Origin of the sequence: Ideonella alba (assembly GCF_018069875.1) — a bacterium.
Classification (GTDB): domain Bacteria; phylum Pseudomonadota; class Gammaproteobacteria; order Burkholderiales; family Burkholderiaceae_C; genus Ideonella; species Ideonella alba.
In genome coordinates, this window is the sequence record NZ_JAGQDF010000001.1 from 269457 (window position 1) to 287272 (window position 17816).

Annotated in this window: 16 protein-coding genes; 7 read left to right on the plus strand and 9 right to left on the minus strand. The window is 69.9% G+C overall.

From position 1 onward, the window contains the following. Positions 1 to 8: 8 nt before the first annotated feature. The 3 genes from motA to flhD all read right to left on the minus strand — a co-directional run bounded on the left by motA (position 9) and on the right by flhD (position 2160). Complete coding sequence (gene motA / locus KAK07_RS01275; protein WP_210851966.1) at positions 9 to 866, minus strand: flagellar motor stator protein MotA; 858 nt, start codon at positions 864 to 866, stop codon at positions 9 to 11. Between the two features lie 318 nt (positions 867 to 1184). Beyond that, a complete protein-coding gene (gene flhC / locus KAK07_RS01280) occupies positions 1185 to 1757 on the minus strand; it encodes a flagellar transcriptional regulator FlhC (RefSeq protein WP_210851967.1) in 573 nt (190 codons plus the stop codon). A 79-nt stretch (positions 1758 to 1836) separates the two neighbouring features. Next, positions 1837 to 2160 (minus strand): flagellar transcriptional regulator FlhD, encoded by a 324-nt coding sequence (flhD, locus tag KAK07_RS01285; protein WP_210851968.1) that lies wholly within the window; start codon positions 2158 to 2160, stop codon positions 1837 to 1839. Between the two features lie 346 nt (positions 2161 to 2506). Here flhD and KAK07_RS01290 point away from each other — a divergent pair, with 346 nt between their 5' ends. Beyond that, positions 2507 to 3292: a glycosyltransferase family 2 protein gene (locus KAK07_RS01290; RefSeq protein ID WP_210851969.1), complete on the plus strand. Its 786-nt coding sequence runs from the start codon at positions 2507 to 2509 to the stop codon at positions 3290 to 3292. Further along, entirely contained in the window at positions 3279 to 4169 is an 891-nt protein-coding gene (locus KAK07_RS01295; RefSeq protein ID WP_210851970.1) for a DUF707 domain-containing protein, read from the plus strand. Before KAK07_RS01290 ends, KAK07_RS01295 begins: the two co-directional genes overlap by 14 nt. 82 nt (positions 4170 to 4251) lie before the next feature. Here the strand turns inward: KAK07_RS01295 and KAK07_RS01300 are convergent, their stop codons facing one another. The 6 genes from KAK07_RS01300 to KAK07_RS01325 form a co-directional block, all read right to left on the minus strand. Continuing rightward, a complete protein-coding gene (locus tag KAK07_RS01300) occupies positions 4252 to 4941 on the minus strand; it encodes a class I SAM-dependent methyltransferase (protein WP_210851971.1) in 690 nt (229 codons plus the stop codon). 19 nt (positions 4942 to 4960) lie between these two features. Next, the gene (locus KAK07_RS01305) at positions 4961 to 7366 is read right to left on the minus strand and encodes a sulfotransferase (RefSeq protein ID WP_210858562.1); all 2406 of its coding nucleotides are present in this window, start codon (positions 7364 to 7366) and stop codon (positions 4961 to 4963) included. 19 nt (positions 7367 to 7385) lie between these two features. After that, positions 7386 to 8270, minus strand: coding sequence for a hypothetical protein (locus KAK07_RS01310; protein WP_210858564.1), 885 nt, complete (start codon positions 8268 to 8270; stop codon positions 7386 to 7388). 58 nt (positions 8271 to 8328) lie between these two features. Beyond that, positions 8329 to 9093, minus strand: a complete 765-nt coding sequence (locus tag KAK07_RS01315) for a glycosyltransferase (RefSeq protein WP_210851974.1) — start codon at positions 9091 to 9093, stop codon at positions 8329 to 8331. 100 nt (positions 9094 to 9193) lie between these two features. Continuing rightward, positions 9194 to 11104 (minus strand): O-linked N-acetylglucosamine transferase, SPINDLY family protein, encoded by a 1911-nt coding sequence (locus KAK07_RS01320; RefSeq protein ID WP_210858566.1) that lies wholly within the window; start codon positions 11102 to 11104, stop codon positions 9194 to 9196. Positions 11105 to 11171: 67 nt separating this feature from the next. Next, positions 11172 to 12170 carry a glycosyltransferase gene (locus KAK07_RS01325; RefSeq protein ID WP_210858568.1) on the minus strand — a complete coding sequence of 333 codons (999 nt, stop codon included), beginning with the start codon at positions 12168 to 12170 and terminating at the stop codon, positions 11172 to 11174. A 240-nt stretch (positions 12171 to 12410) separates the two neighbouring features. Between KAK07_RS01325 and KAK07_RS01330 the strand changes: the two genes are divergently transcribed. The 5 genes from KAK07_RS01330 (at position 12411) to fliS (ending at position 17782) form a co-directional block, all read left to right on the plus strand. After that, positions 12411 to 13256: a flagellin N-terminal helical domain-containing protein gene (locus tag KAK07_RS01330; RefSeq protein ID WP_210851977.1), complete on the plus strand. Its 846-nt coding sequence runs from the start codon at positions 12411 to 12413 to the stop codon at positions 13254 to 13256. 328 nt (positions 13257 to 13584) lie between these two features. After that, complete coding sequence (locus KAK07_RS01335) at positions 13585 to 14427, plus strand: flagellin domain-containing protein (protein ID WP_210851978.1); 843 nt, start codon at positions 13585 to 13587, stop codon at positions 14425 to 14427. A 348-nt stretch (positions 14428 to 14775) separates the two neighbouring features. Further along, on the plus strand, positions 14776 to 15621 hold the full coding sequence (locus KAK07_RS01340; RefSeq protein ID WP_210851979.1) for a flagellin N-terminal helical domain-containing protein: 846 nt from the start codon (positions 14776 to 14778) through the stop codon (positions 15619 to 15621). Between the two features lie 125 nt (positions 15622 to 15746). Further along, positions 15747 to 17162: a flagellar filament capping protein FliD gene (fliD, locus tag KAK07_RS01345; protein WP_210858570.1), complete on the plus strand. Its 1416-nt coding sequence runs from the start codon at positions 15747 to 15749 to the stop codon at positions 17160 to 17162. A gap of 200 nt (positions 17163 to 17362) precedes the next feature. Further along, the gene (gene fliS / locus KAK07_RS01350; RefSeq protein WP_247664196.1) at positions 17363 to 17782 is read left to right on the plus strand and encodes a flagellar export chaperone FliS; all 420 of its coding nucleotides are present in this window, start codon (positions 17363 to 17365) and stop codon (positions 17780 to 17782) included. Positions 17783 to 17816: the final 34 nt, after the last annotated feature.

Here is a 17816-nt window from a genome sequence, read left to right on the forward strand (position 1 = left end):
CGAACCCCTTACTTTTTCTTCACGTGGCCTTCGAGCTCGGAGAAGCTCGGGCGCTCGGTGGAGTAGAGGACCTTGCGGCCGAATTCGATCGCCACCTGCGGCGCATAGCCCTGCATCGAGGCCAGCAGCGTGGTCTTGATGCACTGCAGCTCCTTGCCGTCCTCGTCGATCTTCTGCTCGAGCAGGCCGGCCAGCGGCTCGGCAAAGCCGTAGGCCAGCAGGATGCCCAGGAAGGTGCCGACCAGCGCCGAGCCGATCATGCCGCCCAGCACCGCCGGCGGCTGGCCGACCGAGCCCATGGTGTTGACCACGCCCAGCACCGCAGCCACGATACCGAAGGCGGGCAGCGCGCCGGCCAGCCGGGCGATCGCCGCGGCGGCGGCGTGCGCCTCGTGGTGGTGGGTCTCGAGCTCGGTGTCCATCAGGCTCTCGATCTCATGGGCGTTGAGGTTGCCCGAGACCATCATCCGCAGGTAGTCGGTGATGAACTCCACCGCATGGTGGTCGTTGCCCACCACCGGGTACTTCTGGAACAGCGCCGAGCTGTGCGGGTCTTCCACATCCTTCTCGATCGACATCAGGCCCTCCTTGCGGGCCTTCTGCAGGATGTCGTAGAGCAGCGCCAGCAGCTCCATCGCGCGGGCCTTGGAGTACTTGCTGCCCTTGAAGCAGGCGCCCAGGCCCTTGGCCGTGGCCTTCAGCACCTTGGGCTGGTTGTTGGCCACGAAGGCGCCCAGCGCGCCGCCGAAGATGGTGAGCATCTCGAAGGGCAGCGCATGCAGGATCACGCCGATGTTGCCCCCGTGCGCGATGTACACGCCGAAGATGCAACCGATGGCGACCAGCCAACCGACGATGACAAACATGGTGATTCCGTTCCCGCAGGCGACGTGCTGGCCACACCGGACATCGGGCGGCCTCTGGGGCTCATATCGGTGTGATCTTGGCGGGCCTTGAGCCAGGCAAGGGGCCGATAAGCCCTGCGGTGGCGGGCCTGTTCATGCTGGACAAGAAAAAAGGCGGGCGCCTGTGGGGCGGCCCGCCTGAAAAGCACAGGGGTTGTGCTAGGAGGAGACAAGCATGAACGGAATACGGTTCAGTGATGAGAGCGTTGTCGGCGCCACAAGTTCCGGCCTTGAGCGGCGGCTTGTGCGCTTTGACACGGTCCCGGCACCTTCAAGGGGTCATTCGCAGGTGGCCGCCTGGCGCGCCACGGCGCTGGGCAGTTGCAGCGAGCCGGCCTGGCGGCCCTTGCCGGCACGGGCGGGCGGATTGCACAGGCCGCACACATAGTGCTTGGCGATCTCGTGCGGGTGGGTCACGTAGTGGCCGCCGCACTTGGTGCACTTGGTCATCGTCAGCATGCCGTTGTCGACGAACTTGACCAGGCGCCAGGCGCGGGTGATGGTCAGCTGGGGCTCCAGTCCCTGGGACTGGGTCTGCTCCAGGTAGAGCTGGTAGGCCTTGATGATCGTGTCGATCTCTTCCAGCTCCGAGGTCTTGTTCAGGTACTCGTGGATGTTCAGGAAGAGGCTGGCATGGATGTTGGGCTGCCAGGTCATGAACCAGTCGGTGGAGAAGGGCAACTGGCCCTTGGAGGGGCTGCGGCCCGAGACTTCCTTGTACAGGCGCAGCAGGCGCTCGTAGGACAGGTCGGTCTCGGACTCCAGCACCTGCAGGCGCGCGCCCAGGTTGATCAGCGTCACCGCGCGTTCGATCTGGCGGGCTTCGGTGAGGATGCTCTTGGTGCGGGCCATGGTGCTTCTCCGTCCTGGGGTGTCTGGTTCAGTGGGTGTTCAAGGTCTGCCGGGCCAGCGCCGGGCCCGGCGACTCAGTTCATGCAGCTTCCTGGTGGCGGCCGGCCATCAGGATCGAGGCGTGCAGGCGCTGGACGCTGTCGTTGGCGGCCGACTTGCCGTGGCTGGTCAGCAGGCTCCAGACCAGGTCGTCGTCCATGCGGAAGCGGCACAGCAGGGTGTTGCCGGTGGCGATCTTCATCATCTGGGCCGGGGTCAGCGTGACCAGCAGGTTGGCGGTGTCTTCGGAGATGCCCAGGCGGAACAGGGCCTGCTCGCGGTCGGCGCGGATCAAGCTCTGGGCCAGCATCAGGTACGACAGGTTGGCTTCGCGGATCTCGGCGAGGATTTGCTGGGTGTCCATGGTGTTGCTCCTGTGTGCGGTGGAAGGGATTCGTGTCGGCGTGGAATGAACTGTAAGGACCGAAACAGGCTGGAAACATCGGTTCACTTCCAGCCCTTGAGTCCGGGTTTTTCTGTCAGCCGTGTCAGGCAAATTCCTACAAGCCGTGTCATCCATCCGCGGATCGGCCCGGCGGCGGGCGATCCGAGAGCGGCCCGGGGGGGGGGCGTGGCGCGTGGCGTGCGAGCCGGTCACCGGCCCAGAAACGGCCGCTCGGCGCCCTGTTGTTCGGCCGATCTGCCCGGCGTGGGCGCGCCACCATGGGCGTCTCGGGCCGTCCGGTCCGCATTCGTCAGGAGACGCCGCGTTGAAAGTCGCCGTCATCACCCCGTACTACAAGGAATCCCGGGCCTGGCTGACCCGCTGCCTCGACAGCGTGGCGGCGCAGACCCATGCCTGCACCCACATCGTCGTCGCCGACGGGCACCCGCAGGACTGGATCGACCAGCGAGAGGTGCGCCACCTGCGCCTGGACCGCGCCCATGCCGACTATGGCGACACCCCGCGCGCGCTGGGCGGCCTGATGGCGGCCAACGAGGGCTTCGATGCGGTGTGCTTCCTGGATGCCGACAACTGGTACGGCCCGCGCCATGTCGAGTCCTGCATCGCGCTGGCGCAGCGCGGCGACTTCGACTACCTGACCACCAAGCGCCACATGGTGCGTGACGACGGCAGCATCCTGCCGCTGCGCATCCGTGAGGACTGTGACGGCTCGCACGTCGACACCAACTGCTACTTCCTGATGCGCGGCGCCTTCCACACCCTGGCGCGCTGGACGCTGATGCCGCAGCCGATGCATGTCTTCGGCGACCGTGTCTACCTGGCGTCGCTGCTCGACGAGGGCCTGCGCACCGCCTGCACCGAGCAGCGCACCGTGCACTACCTGTGCACCTGGGCGCACCTGTTCCGCGCGGTGGGCGAAACCCCGCCCGACTACGCCAAGGAGCCGCGTCCGGTGGAGGACCTGCCGCGCTGGTACGCGGCCCTGTCGCCGCGCGAGCGCCAGCTGACCCAGCGCCTGTCCGGCATGCCGCCGCCGGGCCCGCGCGCCGTTCCCCAAGCCTCACCGGAGAAGGCCCATGTCCAAGCGTAACCTCGTGATCGTGCGTGCCGGCGACAAGTCGCTGCATGGGGACTGGCTGCGGCCCCTGGGGGCCGAGCGCTCCTGGGACCTGGTGGTGAGCTACTTCGGCGACGATCCCCAGATGCACCGGCGCCCCGACGTGGTCCGCATCGACGGCAAGGGGCCGAAGTGGAAGGGCCTGCACCAGGTGCTGGTCTCCGGCGCGCTGGACTGGTCGGCCTACGATCGCATCTGGCTGCCCGACGATGATCTGGCCTGCACGCCGCAGGCCATCGACCGGCTCTTCCTGCTGGCCGAGTATTTCGAGCTGCAGCTGGCCCAGCCTTCGCTGTCGCACGACAGCTACATCAGCCATGCGGGCACGGTGCACAACCCGCGCTTCCTGATGCGGCGCACCAACTTCGTCGAGGTGATGGCGCCGGTGCTGACGCGTGAGCTGCTGCAGCGCGTGCTGCCCACGCTGATCGAGAACGAGAGCGGCTGGGGCCTGGACTACCTGTGGGCGATGTATGTGGACCGCCCCCGCGAGGACATCGGCGTCATCGACGCGATCCAGATCCGCCACACCCGGCCGGTGGGCGGGCCCAACTACGAGCGCCTGCGCGCCGAGGGCAAGTCGCCGCACCAGGAACTGGCGCGCCTGCGCAAGAAGTACGAGCTGACCGACATCGCCCATGTCTGCTGGTCGGCGATCGCCGCCGACGGCACCGAGATGAGCATGGACGAGGTCGACCAGGCGCTGCCGCTGCTGCAGGCGGTGCTGGCTGGCCAGCGGCCGTGGCTGAAGGCCGAGTTGCAGGAGGAGGGCGGCGTCATCGCCGGTCACCTGCGGCACTGCCCGGCGCTGCGCCTGGCGGCCGAGAGCAGCCGGCAGATGGCGGCCTGAGATCGGCGCGCCGGCCCCACGGCATCAGGGCCATCCTCGGATGGCCCTGCGTCTTTATTGGTGAGGGGGGCGTGCGGGCCGATCAGGCCGCGGCGCGGACCGGCTGCGGCGGCGCCTTGTTCAGCGACAGGTCGCGGTACTGGCCGGTGGTGTCGGTGAACGAAAAGCCGCGCTGCGGCGCGATCTGGATCATGTACTGGTTCATCGGCAGCGCCACGAAGGGCAGACCGATCGCCTCGGCAAAGTAGATCGCGAACGGGCAGACCAGCGTGGGCTCGAAGCGCAGGTCGTGCTGCCACGGGTTGTTGCACAGATCATCGCCGCCGATCACGCCGCCCGCCTTCATCTTGGGCAGCAGGCGCAGCAGGTCGATCGTGATGCCGCGCAGCGTGTGGTCGCCGTCCACATAGGCGAAGTCCAGCGACTGGTCGGGGATCTGGTCGATCACCTCCAGCGTGCGTCCGCGCAGCACGGTGATCCGCTCGCGCGCGAAGGCCGTCTTGGCCATGGCCTCGGCGTAGACCGCCTCGAAGGCCTCGGGCGCCACGTTGAACGGCTTGTTCCAGTCCGGCAGGCGGGCCCAGGGGTCGACCATGTAGTAGCGCGCGATGTCGGGGCGCTGGGCCAGGATCTGCGCGGCGAAGTCGCCCTTCCACACGCCGATCTCGGCCATCTGGCCGGCGGGCATGGTCTGCATGGCGCGCAGCCACAGGCCGGTGCGGCTGGGTTCCTGGACCAGGGGCCGCAGGAAGTCGGGGGCGGTGATGTCCATCGTGGTGTTCTCCTCGGTGTCAGCCGACGCAGGCGGGCGCCGGCGACGCCGCGGCGCGGCCGTGGAAGGCCACCGTCCGGTCCGGCCAGCGAGCCAGGTATTGGTCGATCAGGGCGCAGGCCTGGGCGCGCTGGCCGGCAAAGCTCAGCTCGGCCAGCGCATCCAGCAGCTGGTGCAGGGCCTGGTTCTCGCTGTCCACGACCAGCTCGGCCTGGGTGCGGTTGAGCTGGCGCTCGGCGAAGTCGCGCCGCAGCCGGGCGCCCACCCGGGACTCCAGCTGCTGCAGGCGCTGCTCGTCGAACAGGTCGTCATAGCGCAGGAACAGCACGTCGACGCCCGCGCGGTAGGCCTGCACCATGCGCCGGTAGGACTGGCGCCACACGGCCAGCGCGTCGTGCAGGCTGATGCGGAAATCCAGCAGGTAGGTGGCCACCTGGCATTCGCGCAGGATGCTGGCCGCGCTGACCGCCGGCGGGCGGTGGATCGACAGCACCAGCGCATCCGGCAGCTGTTCCAGCCAGGCCGGCAGCGTGATCGACATGCGAGGATCCTTCAGGCACAGCGGGCGGTCGCGCACGGCGTCGGCGATCTGGCGGCGGTGCTGGTCGTTCCAGGTGGCCGGCATGCCATCGTCGAAGCGGGCCAGCCACAGCTGGTGCGGCTCGAAGCCCTGCAGCAGGTGGCGGGTGGCGTCGGCGCCGTGCCGGGCCATGGCCGAGTGGACCTGGATGGACTCGTTGAGGTCGTTGATGTGCGCCGCCTCGAAGAAGCCCTTGGGGTTCGATACCTGCGGCTTGTACAGGTCGCGCGCATGGTGGTGGGTCTCGGGGCTGAACATGCCGGCCAGGCAGCTGGTGCCGCTGCGGCCGGAGCCGACGATCAGCACCGATCGCACCGGCGGCGGGGCCGCGGGCGCTGCCGCCGCTGCGGCCGGGGCTTCGGTCTGTGCCGGCGCCGGCAGCTGCACGCCCAGGGCCTGCAGCGGATGCCACAGCAGGGCGGCCGGCGGATCGGTCCAATCCGTGTCCTGCGCGTCCATGGCCAGCAGGGCGTCCCGGATCGCGGCGTCGCGCTCGGCCCGCGCCGGGTCGGCCGGCGACAGCACCAGGGCGGCGCGGCGGATGTCGCGGTAGCTGGCCAGCGCGCGCAGGCTCAGCGTGCGCAGCAGGTTCGGTCGCCAGCCGGCGGCTGCCCAGGTGTCCAGCTCGCGGGCCAGCGCGCCGGCGGCGCGCGGCGTGGCCGGCCAGTAGGCGATGCCCCCAACCAGGCCGGGCGCCGCCGCGGCGGCGATCTCGTCGGTGAAGCCGCTGTCGGTCTCGGGCGCCAGCAGCAGGTCCACGGCCTCGTCGGCCTGGTCGGGCTGCGGCACATGCTGGTGCAGGTCGGGACAGGCCAGGGCCAGGCCGTCGCGCCAGAGCGGCGGGCCGATGACGATGGCCCGGCGGGCGTCGGTGGCGCCGACCAGGTCGCGCAAGGGGGCCAGGTCCAGGCGCTGGCCCTCGGCCTCGGTCCGGGTGGGAGCCGGGGGATCGGGCCAGCCCAGCCCGGCGCTCAGGCGCGCCACGGCGTCCGAGCGCAGGCAGCGGGCGTGGCGGATCAGCGGCGGGTCGCCGGGCAGCGGGTCGGCCTGGCAGGGCGCGTCGGCGCCTTCGCCGGCGGTGGCCAGCGCGATCACGTCGGCGGTCTCCAGCGCCTGCCCGGTGACCAGGCGGTCCAGCCAGCGGCGCCAGCCGAACTGCGCCCGCGGCAACGCATGGGCGCCACTGCGCGCCCGATGGACCTGCCAGGCATGCAGGATGCTGGCCGCCACCTGGCCGCGATGGCGCGCCGGATAGCAGGCCAGCGTGGCCGAGGTGCACTGGTACAGCGGCAGCGGCTGCTCGTCGAGCACCGGCGTCTGGCCGGGGCCGCCCAGCCCCAGGCGGGCGTCGTCTTCGCTGCGGCGGCGCAGCACGGCCGGTGCCGGTGGCGACAGGGGCTGGCTGAGCCGCATCGGCAGCTCGGCCGGGTGGCTCGGGCCGCCGTCCCGGGCGGCGCGCGCGGCGTCGGGCACATGGCCGTGGCGCTCCAGCACCGCACCGGCGCCGGGGGGCAGTGCGGCCAGCTCGGCCTCCATCGAGGCGCGGTCGGTGCAGCGGATGAACTGGTCCAGCGTCAGCAGGAAGACCAGCTCCGGATTGAAGGTGGGCGCCACCATCCGGTAGGTGCGCGTGCACTGCTCGGCGTCGGACTGGCCCAGCGCCGGTGCGTCGACGATCAGCAGGGGCAGGCCTTCGGCGCGCAGCGCCTCGAGGACCTCGCGGGTGCCGTCGAACGAGCCCTGGTCGATGACGACCAGCAGGTCGGTCAGCGGGGCGTGGTGGCGGACCCAGGCCTCGGCGATGTCGGCATCGTTGCGGGCAATGGCAAGCAGGGCGGTGTTCATCATGGGATGCAGGTCAGGGTCACACCGCCGACGGGGCGCGGCGGTGGTCGATGATGGGCGAGCGGCGCAGCGTGGGTGCGCTGCCGCGCTGGTCCGGGGCGCGCAGGTCCAGCGCGGCCGGCGGCGGCGCCAGGCTGCGCGTGAAGTGCTGCAGGAAGACCTCGCCGATCGGCAGCGGCTCGGCCACGGCGCAGGCATAGCCGGCGGCCAGCAGGCCCAGGAAGGTCTCGCGGCTGTCGTCGAACAGGGCGACGCGCTGGCCGCGCAGGCCCAGGCCGCCCCAGCTCAGCGCTGCCTCGTGCTGCGGGCCGTCCTCAGCCAGGACGGCGGGCCAGTCGGGCTCGGCGAATTCCTCGTCGGCCGGGGCGCTGGTGCGCAGGGCCTGGACCGCGTCCAGCACCGCGGCACCGGCCTGCGGCACGTCCTGGCAGGCCGGCAGCAGCCGCGCCAGCGCGTTGCGCGAGGGCATGGCCTGCATCAGCGGCAGCAGGCGGCGCAGCGCCGCCGTGCCGAAGGCCAGCACCGCGCTGTCGAGGCGGCTGGTGTGGCGGTAGACGAAGCAGGGGTTGTGCAGCGTGGTGGCGTCGGCGAAGTGGCTGTTCCAGGCCAGCCCGGGCTGGCACAGCGACAGGCCGTGCTGGCGCATCAGCCGCAGGCATTCGGCCACGGCCACGGCCTGGATCTCGATGTCGTCGTCCCAGGCCATGACCTGGGGCGCGTCCTGCCACAGCGCCGCATGGGCCGCCAGGAAGGCGACGCGCTCGGCCCAGGGCCGGTCGGCGGACAGCGGCCGGTCCATGCGCACGATGCGCCAGGCGGGCGCACCGGCGGGGGCGTCGCCGATCGGCTCGCGCCCTTGCGGGCCCAGCAGGATGACGGCAGGCGCCGTGCTTGAGGTGCTCACTGGACTACCCTCCGCACTGCGTGCTCCGGGATTCGCGCTTGGGAGCGGCCCGGCGCGCTCATGCGACCTCCTGAGGCTGGTTGAAGCGCACGCGGCTGGCGGCGAGGCGGTCGACGATCTGCCGGTCGCGCTCGTCCAGCGCGTGCCACCAGCGCGTGGTGTCGGCCAGGTCGATCGTGGACTTGGCGTAGTCGGGCACCGGCTCGCCCACCGCGCGGAACACGAAGGCCCAGGTGCACAGGTAGTTCACCGTCACCCGCGGGTTGCGGGCGCTGCGCAGGCCCTGGGCGCGCAGGCTGCCGGCGTAGATGCGGTCGCCCACCACCGACAGCGGCTTGGGCATCACGCCCCACTGCCCGAGCGTGTGGAAGCTGCCGGGCAGCAGGAAGAAGCAGTTGGTGTCGATGTGGCTGCCGTCGCGGTCGTCCTGGGTCAGGAAGGGCAGCACGCTGCCGTCGTCGCGTGTCAGGCGGCGGCTGGCCACCACATAGTCCAGCTCCTGCGGCGACTGCGCGGCCACGGCCAGGCAGCTCGACACATGGTCGGGCTCCAGCCAGTTGTCGGCATCGACAAAGGCAATCGCGTCAAAGCCCTCGCTGGCGGCCAGGATCCCGCCGATCGATCGCGGCGTGTTGCCGAAGTCGCCATGCGCACATCCCAGGCGCAGGTGGCGCACCGGCTGAGCGTCGATCCAGTCCTGCGGGTGGCCGTCGGAGACGACGAAGTGCGTGACCGGCAGGTCCTGCGCGGCGACCGAGCGCAGACAGCGCTCGAGCATGGTCCTCGGCTCCTTGTAGTACGGAGTCACGATGGCGGTCTTCATCCGGTTCTCCTCGCGGCGCAATGCCGCCATGGTGCAGGCGGACCGGGCGGCACGAAGCCCGGAAGTAGCGCCGGATCCCGGCGTCTTTCCGGGGTGGGGCTCAGACCGCCGGCTGCGCTGCCAGCGGCGCCGGGGGCAGCCCGGCCAGGGCGCGCTCGGCCATGCGCTCCAGCAGCGCTTCCCAGTCGCGCACGAAACGGTCGGTGTCGAACAGCGGCAGCGACAGGCGGCGCGTTTCCAGGTGCTGCTTCAGCGCGGCCAGCTCGGCGGGCGACTGCGCCAGCGCCGTGGCCTGGCGGACATAGGCGTCTTCGTCGGCGCAGGCCAGTTGCGGCAGCGCGCAGGCATGGACCAGGCTGGCGGCCACGCGCGAGGCGAAGGTGGGCCCCGGCACGGTCAGCACCGGCACGCCGGCCCACAAGGCTTCGCTGGCGGTGGTGTGGGCGTTGCAGGGCCAGGTGTCCAGGAACAGATCGGCGGCGCGCAGCCGGGCGATGTGCTCGGCCAGGCCCAGCTTGGGCGCCCAGAACACCCGCTCGGCGGGCACGCCGCGCTGGCCCAGCTCGCGCGTCAGCACCTCGCGCGCGTGCGGATCCCAGGCCAGCATCCACAGCACCGCGCGCGGCGCGCCGTGCAGGATGCGGGCCCACAGGTCCAGCATGTGCGGAGACATCTTGTAGGTCTGGTTGAAGCAGCACAGCACGGCTGCGTCCTCGGGCAGTCCCAGCTCGGCGCGCGAGGGCGCCGGCGGCAGCGCACGTTGGCGGTCGTTGGGCTGGTAGCTGTGCGGCAGCTGGGCGATCTGCTCGCTGTACTGCGGGGCATGGTCCAGCGGCGTGACCACCGGGTCGCCCACCATGTAGTCGATGAAGTCGGCGCCGGTGGTGGCCGGGTAGCCCAGCCAGGCCAGCTGCACCGGCGCCGGCCGGTAGGCCAGCAGCTCGAAGCGGCTGCCGCGGGTGTGGCCCTTGAGGTCGACCAGCAGGTCGATGCCGTCGTCGCGGATGCGCTGGGCGATCGCCCTGTGGCCCAGCAGCGAGACATCGACGAAGTGCTCGCAGGCGCTGCGCACCCGCTGCTCCAGGGCGGTGCCGTCGCTCTGGCTGTGGGAATACAGCGTGACCTCGAAGCGCTCGCGGTCGCGGCGCTCCAGCACCTCGGCCATCAGCGCGGCGGTGGCGTGCTGGTGGAAGTCACTGGACAGGTAGCCCAGGCGCAGCGGGCCGGGCCGGCGCGGGCCGGGCGGCGGCAGCGGGCGGATGTGCTCGGTCAGGCCGCGGGCGCGCAGGGCCCCCATGCGGCGCTGCTGCGCCGGGGTGGCTTCCACCGCCAGCAGGGCGAAGGGCGAGAGCAGCTGGCCCAGCGCCAGGTCGGCGCCGTCCATGGCCTGCAGCAGGGCCGCGGTGTCGGTGTCCAGCGTGGCCCAGTCGCAGGTCTGGCGCTGTTCGTGCACCAGCAGTGACAGCGCCAGCGCGCGCACCGTGGGGTCGTCCAGCGCGATCGCGGTGCGGAAGCACTGCACGCCTTCGTGGCGCAGGCCCAGGTGCATGAAACTCAGTCCCAGGCGGTAATGCGCCAGCGGGGCGTCGATCTTCAGGGCCAGCGCCTGGAAGAAGGCCTGGACCGCGTCGGCATGGCGGCCGGCCAGCAGCAGCGCGTTGCCATGGGCGTTGTGCCAGTCGTGGTCGCGCGGGCTGTCGGGCGGCAGGGCATCGAAGACCTCGGCCGCCTCGGCTGGGCGGTGCGCCTGCACCAGGGCGTCGGCCAGCAGGCGGCGGGCCAGCGGCTGGGCGGGGTCGGCGGCCACGGCTTCCCGGCCGGCGGCGATTGCGGCGTCCAGCTGGCGCAGACCCAGGCGGGCGCGGGTCAGGTTCATCCACAGCAGCGCATCGGCCGGGGCCAGGCGGGTGCCGCGTTCGAACTCGGCGGCGGCCTGGGACCAGGCCTGGGCGCGCATGGCGGCCAGGCCGGCGCGACGGTGCGCCTCGGCGCGGTGGGCGGAATGCTTCATGCCACCGCACTGTAGGCAGCGCGGACCGGGGTGTGGCCCGGATGAGACGGCCAAAACGGCCGCGTTTTCAGCCCAGCAGCTCGTGCAGCAGGCGCAGGTTGCGCTCCGCCAGGTGGCTGCCGCGGCCGGCCACCGCGCCTTCCAGGTCGGGGCGCTCGCCGATCGCCAGGCAGCGCTGCCAGGCGGCCTCGATCAATGGCACCAGCTCGCCAGAGCGCGCCGGTTCCTGCGCGGCCCAGTCGAGCAGCAGGTCGCCCAGTGCGAAGAAGAAATCAGGCGAATCGGCCCAGCGCGCCAGTTCGGCCTCGGCCAGCTGCATGGCCTGGCCGTGCCGGCCGAGGCATTTCATCGCATGCAGGCGGCGCACCGCCAGGTCATGCCGCCAGGCCTGCTCACCGGGCTGGCGCGCGGCCTGGTCGAAGTCGGCCACCGCCTCGGCCCAGCGGCCGTAGACGTCATGGTCCTTGCCCCGCTGGTACCAGAGGTAGGCATCGTCGGGGTCGGCGGCCAGCGCCTGGTCCAGCAGCCGGGCGTTGCGGCCGGCCTTGCGGGCCAGGGCCTCGCCCTGGTAGCCGTCGTGGCCCAGCTGCAGTGCCAGCCGGCGCACCGGCAGCGCGTGTTGCGGCTGTTCATGCACCCGGCCGGCATAGCGCACCGGGCCGGGCAGCACCCGGCTGATCCAGCTGGGCACGCTGCCGGCGTCGCCGTCCTGCTGGCTGTCCACACGCACCTGGCCCACAAAGTCCGGCCGCTGCCGGCGCAGCGCGGCCAGCACCTCGGCGCCGCTGATCAGCCACTCGTCGGCATCGACCACCAGGTGCCAGTCCGCCGCGGCCAGGTCCAGCGCGGCGTTGCGGGCGGCCGAGAAGTCGTCCACCCAGGCGAAGTGCGCCACACGCGCACCGGCGGCGCGGGCGATGGCGGGGGTGGCGTCGTCGGAGCCGGTGTCCAGCACCAGGCAGTCGTCGACATGCGGGCGCAGGCTGTCGATCGCGCGGCGCAGGCAGCGGGCTTCGTTGCGCGCAATCATCACCAGCGCGATGCGCGCGTGCGTATCGGTCGTCATCCGGCGGACCTTAGGCCTCCAGTGGGGCGGCCGATGCGCCGAAAAGAAGGGCTCGGGGAGGGCAGATCGCCGCCTGGCAGAACTTGAGGCCCGGCGGTCGATTGAAAAAAGATGTGAATCGGCCTCAAGTCCGGCGATCGACCCTCCGAAATGCATCTCACGGCCCCAATCACTGTCCTGCGGGGGCGAATCCAAGGGTCCCAAGGGCCCGTATCTCGAACCCGTTGAAGGAGTCTCATCATGTCTGCAACGATCAACACCAACATCGCTTCGCTCAATGCCCAGCGCAATCTGAATGGCTCGCAAAGCTCGCTGGCCACCTCGATGCAGCGCCTGTCTTCCGGCCTGCGCATCAACTCGGCCAAGGACGACGCCGCCGGCCTGGCGATCGCCGAACGCATGAACGCCCAGGTGCGTGGCATGAACGTGGCCATCCGCAACGCCAACGACGGCATCTCGATGTCGCAGACGGCCGAAGGCGCGCTGTCCAAGGTCGGCGACGCACTGCAGCGCATGCGTGAACTGGCGGTGCAGGCCCGCAACGCCACCAACTCCAGCTCGGACAAGAACTCGCTGGACAAGGAGTTCAAGCAGCTGCAGTCGGAAATCACCCGCGTGCTGGGTGGCACCAGCTTCAACGGCACCAAGATGCTGGGCGCCAACGCCACCGCCATGACCTTCCAGGTCGGCGCCAACACCAGCACCGACGATTCGGTCACGATCACCACCACCGACCTGACGGGCGACACCTCGATCACCGCGGTCACCGGCGGCACGGCGACGATCGACTCGACCGCCACGGCCGGTGCCATCGCCACGGTGATCGACGACCTGGACGCCGCGATCGACACGATCAACGACCAGCGCGCCACCTTCGGTGCCTCGCAGAGCCGCTTCGAAGCGATCATCTCCAGCCTGCAGCAGGGCGTGGAGGCCCAGAGCGCCGCCCGCAGCCGCATCATGGATGCCGACTACGCCCAGGAAACGGCCAACATGAGCCGGGCCCAGATCCTGCAGCAGGCCGGTACCGCGATGGTCGCGCAGGCCAACCAGCTGCCCAGCACCGTCCTGTCGCTGCTTCGATGACGCTGGCCTGGCATCCCTGAACCGGGTGCCAGGCGGCGGGGCAAACGTCCCGGGTTAGCCCCGGCGACCGACGGCTCCCACCAGGAAGGCTCCCGCAAGGGGCCTTCCACAGCTTTTTGTAAAGACACCCTCAAGTTCCGAGAAGACGGCACCGATACCCAGTCCAACGGGATCTGATTCAACAGGTTCCGCGGTCCGGTGAGATGGCCAAGGGTCAGGCAAAGCCGCAAGGCAGCGCCCGATCGGAGGAGCACCTGGCGCTGGGCGTATCGACTGACGCGCCGGTGCTTTACCGGAGACTTCTGGAACCCCTTGTAGGAGTGTCATCATGGCTCAATCCATCAACACCAACGTCGCTTCGCTGAATGCTCAACGCAACCTGAACGGCTCGCAGAGCTCGTTGGCCACCTCGATGCAGCGCCTGTCTTCGGGCATGCGCATCAACTCGGCCAAGGACGACGCGGCCGGCCTGGCGATCGCCGAACGCATGAACGCCCAGGTGCGTGGCATGAACGTGGCCATCCGCAACGCCAACGACGGCATCTCGATGTCGCAGACGGCCGAAGGCGCGCTGTCCAAGGTCGGCGACGCACTGCAGCGCATGCGTGAACTGGCGGTGCAGGCCCGCAACGCCACCAACTCCAGCTCGGACAAGAACTCGCTGGACAAGGAGTTCAAGCAGCTGCAGTCGGAAATCACCCGCGTGCTGGGCGGCACCAGCTTCAACGGCTCGCACATGCTGGGCGGCAACGCCACGGCCATGACCTTCCAGATCGGTGCCAACACCAGCGCCGATGACGTCATCACCGTGACGACCACCGACATGACCGCCGACTCGACGATCTCGGCCGTGACGGGCACCGCCACGATCGACTCGAGCGCCACGGCCGGCGCCATCGCCACCGTGATCGACGACCTGGACGCCGCGATCGACACGATCAACGACCAGCGCGCCGACTTCGGTGCCACGCAGAGCCGCTTCGAGGCCATCATCTCGAACCTGCAGCAAGGCGTGGAATCGCAGAGCGCCGCCCGCAGCCGCATCATGGACGCCGACTACGCGACGGAAACCGCCAACATGAGCCGCGCGCAGATCCTGCAACAGGCCGGCACGGCGATGGTCGCCCAGGCCAACCAGATGCCGCAGCAGGTCCTGCGTCTGCTGCAGTGAACCCGGCCGGGCCTGGCGCCCGGTTCTGATCGTCCCCTCAGCGCCCCGACCGGCACCCGCCGGCCGGGGCGCCCGTGTTTCAGGGGACCGAAGTACCCGTCCAAGTGCCTGCATTTCGCGGCTTTGGCCGGGGGGCAGCCTGTTCAGAATCACTCCAACGCCTCATCCAGCCGGAAGGGGCGTGGTCCGACAAGCACTGCGACGACTGACGCAAGGCACCGAGGGGTGCCGCGGTGGTCCCAACGGTGACGTTGTGCCGGGCTCGTTGGTTCAGGCCATCTCCGGATGGCCGGGGCCGCAAGGCCGGCACTGAGCGCCGGGCGTGGTCGACTTTGAAGAGGTACTCACATGCCACAGACCATCAATACCAATCTCGCTTCGATGAATGCGCAGCGAAACCTGAACATGTCGCAGTCCTCGCTGCAGATCTCGATGCAGCGGCTGTCTTCCGGTCTGCGCGTGAACTCGGCCAAGGACGACGCGGCCGGCCTGGCCATCGCCGAGCGCATGAACGCGCAGGTGCGCGGCATGAACGTGGCGATCCGCAATGCCAACGACGGCATCTCGCTGGCGCAGACCGCCGAAGGCGCGCTGTCCAAGGTGGGCGATGCGCTGCAGCGCATGCGTGAGCTGGCGGTGCAGAGCCGCAACGCCACCAACTCCAGCTCGGACAAGGACTCGCTGAACAAGGAGTTCCTGGAGCTGCAGTCGGAAATCTCCCGCGTGCTGGGCGGCACCACCTTCAACGGCAAGCACATCCTGGGCGCCGATGCGACGATGCTGACCTTCCAGATCGGCGCCAACACGACGACCGACGACGTGATCACCGTGACCACGACCGACATGAAGTCGGCCTCGCAGATCACGCTGGTCACCGGCGCCAGCGCCGCCATCGATGCGGCGGCCACCGCGGGCGACATCGCCACGGTGATCGACAACATCGACGCCGCGCTGGACACGATCAACGACACCCGCGCCACCTTCGGTGCCACGCAGAGCCGCTTCGACGCCATCGTCTCGAACCTGCAGCAGTCGGTGGAGAACCAGGCCGCCGCCCGCAGCCGGATCATGGATGCCGACTATGCGGCGGAAACCGCCAGCATGAGCCGGGCGCAGATCCTGCAACAGGCCGGCACCGCGATGGTGGCGCAGGCGAATGCGCTGCCGCAGCAGGTGCTCAAGCTGCTGGGCTGAAGCCCCTCGCGCCGTGACATGCGCCGCGCAAACGGGCAGGGGCTCGTTGCGCGGCGTTGCACTTGGGGCTCCAGAACAGCCCGACCTCGGCCGATAACCCGACACGAACACCGACAGGATCGACCATGAGCACCATCTCCTCGCTGGGCGTGGGCAGCGGCCTGGATGCCGAGACCATCATCGCCAAGCTGATGTCGATCGAGCATCGCCAGGTCGATCTGCTGCAGACCAAGCAGACCGAGATGAAGTCGCAGCTGTCGACCGTGGGCACGCTCAAGAGCCTGCTGTCGACGATGCAGGACAAAGCCCAGGCGCTGACCTCCACCAGCCTGTGGGGCCAGACCACGGTCAGCAGCAGCGACGCCACGGTCGCCACCGGCACCACCGCCACCGGCACCGCCACCGGCAGCTACCAGGTCACGGTCCAGGCGCTGGCGGCGTCGCAGACGGTCACCTCGACCGCCCTGGCCAGCTCGTCGACCGAGCTCAACGAGGGCAGCCTGACGATCCAGCTGGGCAGCTGGAGCGGCAGCAGCTTCACCGCCAAGACGGGCAGCGCTCCGGTGTCGATCACCATCGGCGCGGGCGACACCAGTCTCAGCGCGATCCGCGACAAGATCAATGCGGCGGGTGCCGGCGTGACGGCGACCATCGTCAATGACTTGAACGGTGCGCGCTTGTCCTTGCGCTCCACCGACAGCGGTGCCGTCAACGGCTTCAAGATCACCGCCGCCGAGACCACTGATGACGGCGACGACGCCACCGGCCTGTCGATGCTGGGCTACGACCCCTCCGTCGGCACGCCACCGATGAGCCTGAACCAGGCCGGCAGCAATGCGCGGGCGCTGATCAACGGCATCCAGGTGGAATCGGCCAGCAACACGCTGAGCAACGTCTCGGACGGCCTGAGCCTGACGCTGAACAAGGTCAGCGCCACGCCGGTGCAGTTGACGGTGGCCACCGACACCTCGGCCATCAAGACCGCGGTCAATGACTTCATCACCGCTTTCAATGCGCTGGCCAGCAACCTGCAGACCAACCTGAAGTACGACAGCGGCACCAAGAAGGCCGGTGCGCTGCAGGGCGACCGCATGGCCGTGAACCTGCAATGGGGTCTGCGCGGCGTGATCAACCAGCCCAGCTCGGCCTCGTCGGTGTTCTCCACGCTGTCGTCGATCGGCATCACGATGCAGCAGGACGGCAAGCTCAAGCTCGCCAGCTCGGACTTCGATGACGCGCTGTCGAACCAGACCGAGCTGAAGAAGATGCTCACCGCCAACACCGGCGTGGCGGGCACCACCGGCTTCATGACCCGCTTCGATGACCTGGCCGCTGCGCTGCTGGACACCGAGGGCTCGGTCACGATGCGCGAGGACGGCCTGCAAAAGGCGATCGATCGCAACCAGAAGCAACAGGACGCGATGGAAGACCGCCTGACGCTCACCGAGAAGCGGCTGCGCGCCCAGTACGAGACGCTGGACACCAAGATGGCCACGCTGAGCACCCTGGCCAGCTACGTCACACGGCAGTTCTCGTCCTGACCCGGCACCGCGACCGGTCGACAGGGGCGCCTCAGGGCGCCCCTGCTGCTTTGGGGCGTCTGTCAAGGGAGCGAAAGCCCGGAAATGGGGCCCACGCGCCGACAGCGGCGGCTTAAGCGCCCCGGAGCCAGGGCCGATAACTGGACAACACCGCCATAGACCGCGCGCCCCGCGGACCCACCACGATGTACCCCGCTGCCATGACCTCTCCCTTCGGCCGCACTGGTGCCCTGGCCCAGGCCTACCGCCGCATCGGCGCCGAAACCAGTGTCGTCGATGCCGATCCGCATCGACTGATCGAGCTGCTGTTCGACGCCTACGTCGACAGCCTGGTGCAGGCGCGCGGCGCGATCCAGGCCGGTCAGACCGAGGCCAAGGGCAAGGCGATCAGCCGCGCCGCCCGCATCGTCGACGAAGGACTCAAGGCGGGCCTGAACCTGGACAAGGGCGGACGCCTGGCGGCCGACCTGCGTGACCTCTACGAATATGTGTCGCTGCGTCTGGTGCTGGCCAATGTGCGCAATGACCTGGCGATCCTGGACGAGTGCAGCCGACTGATCGAGCCGCTGCGCCAGGCCTGGAAGGACATCCGTCCGACCGCCGTCCGTGCCGTGAACTGATGCGCAATTCCTGGCCGGCCAGGGCCGGCGCAGT

Coding starts and splice junctions, on each gene's coding strand:
- KAK07_RS01340 (WP_210851979.1), top strand. CDS start 14,776: ATGCCACAGACCATCAATACCAATCTCGCTTCGATGAATGCGCAGCGA.
- flhD (WP_210851968.1), bottom strand. CDS start 2,160: ATGGACACCCAGCAAATCCTCGCCGAGATCCGCGAAGCCAACCTGTCG.
- KAK07_RS01305 (WP_210858562.1), bottom strand. CDS start 7,366: ATGAACACCGCCCTGCTTGCCATTGCCCGCAACGATGCCGACATCGCC.
- KAK07_RS01320 (WP_210858566.1), bottom strand. CDS start 11,104: ATGAAGCATTCCGCCCACCGCGCCGAGGCGCACCGTCGCGCCGGCCTG.
- motA (WP_210851966.1), bottom strand. CDS start 866: ATGTTTGTCATCGTCGGTTGGCTGGTCGCCATCGGTTGCATCTTCGGC.
- KAK07_RS01325 (WP_210858568.1), bottom strand. CDS start 12,170: ATGACGACCGATACGCACGCGCGCATCGCGCTGGTGATGATTGCGCGC.
- KAK07_RS01315 (WP_210851974.1), bottom strand. CDS start 9,093: ATGAAGACCGCCATCGTGACTCCGTACTACAAGGAGCCGAGGACCATG.
- flhC (WP_210851967.1), bottom strand. CDS start 1,757: ATGGCCCGCACCAAGAGCATCCTCACCGAAGCCCGCCAGATCGAACGC.
- KAK07_RS01335 (WP_210851978.1), top strand. CDS start 13,585: ATGGCTCAATCCATCAACACCAACGTCGCTTCGCTGAATGCTCAACGC.
- KAK07_RS01295 (WP_210851970.1), top strand. CDS start 3,279: ATGTCCAAGCGTAACCTCGTGATCGTGCGTGCCGGCGACAAGTCGCTG.
- fliD (WP_210858570.1), top strand. CDS start 15,747: ATGAGCACCATCTCCTCGCTGGGCGTGGGCAGCGGCCTGGATGCCGAG.
- KAK07_RS01330 (WP_210851977.1), top strand. CDS start 12,411: ATGTCTGCAACGATCAACACCAACATCGCTTCGCTCAATGCCCAGCGC.
- KAK07_RS01300 (WP_210851971.1), bottom strand. CDS start 4,941: ATGGACATCACCGCCCCCGACTTCCTGCGGCCCCTGGTCCAGGAACCC.
- fliS (WP_247664196.1), top strand. CDS start 17,363: ATGACCTCTCCCTTCGGCCGCACTGGTGCCCTGGCCCAGGCCTACCGC.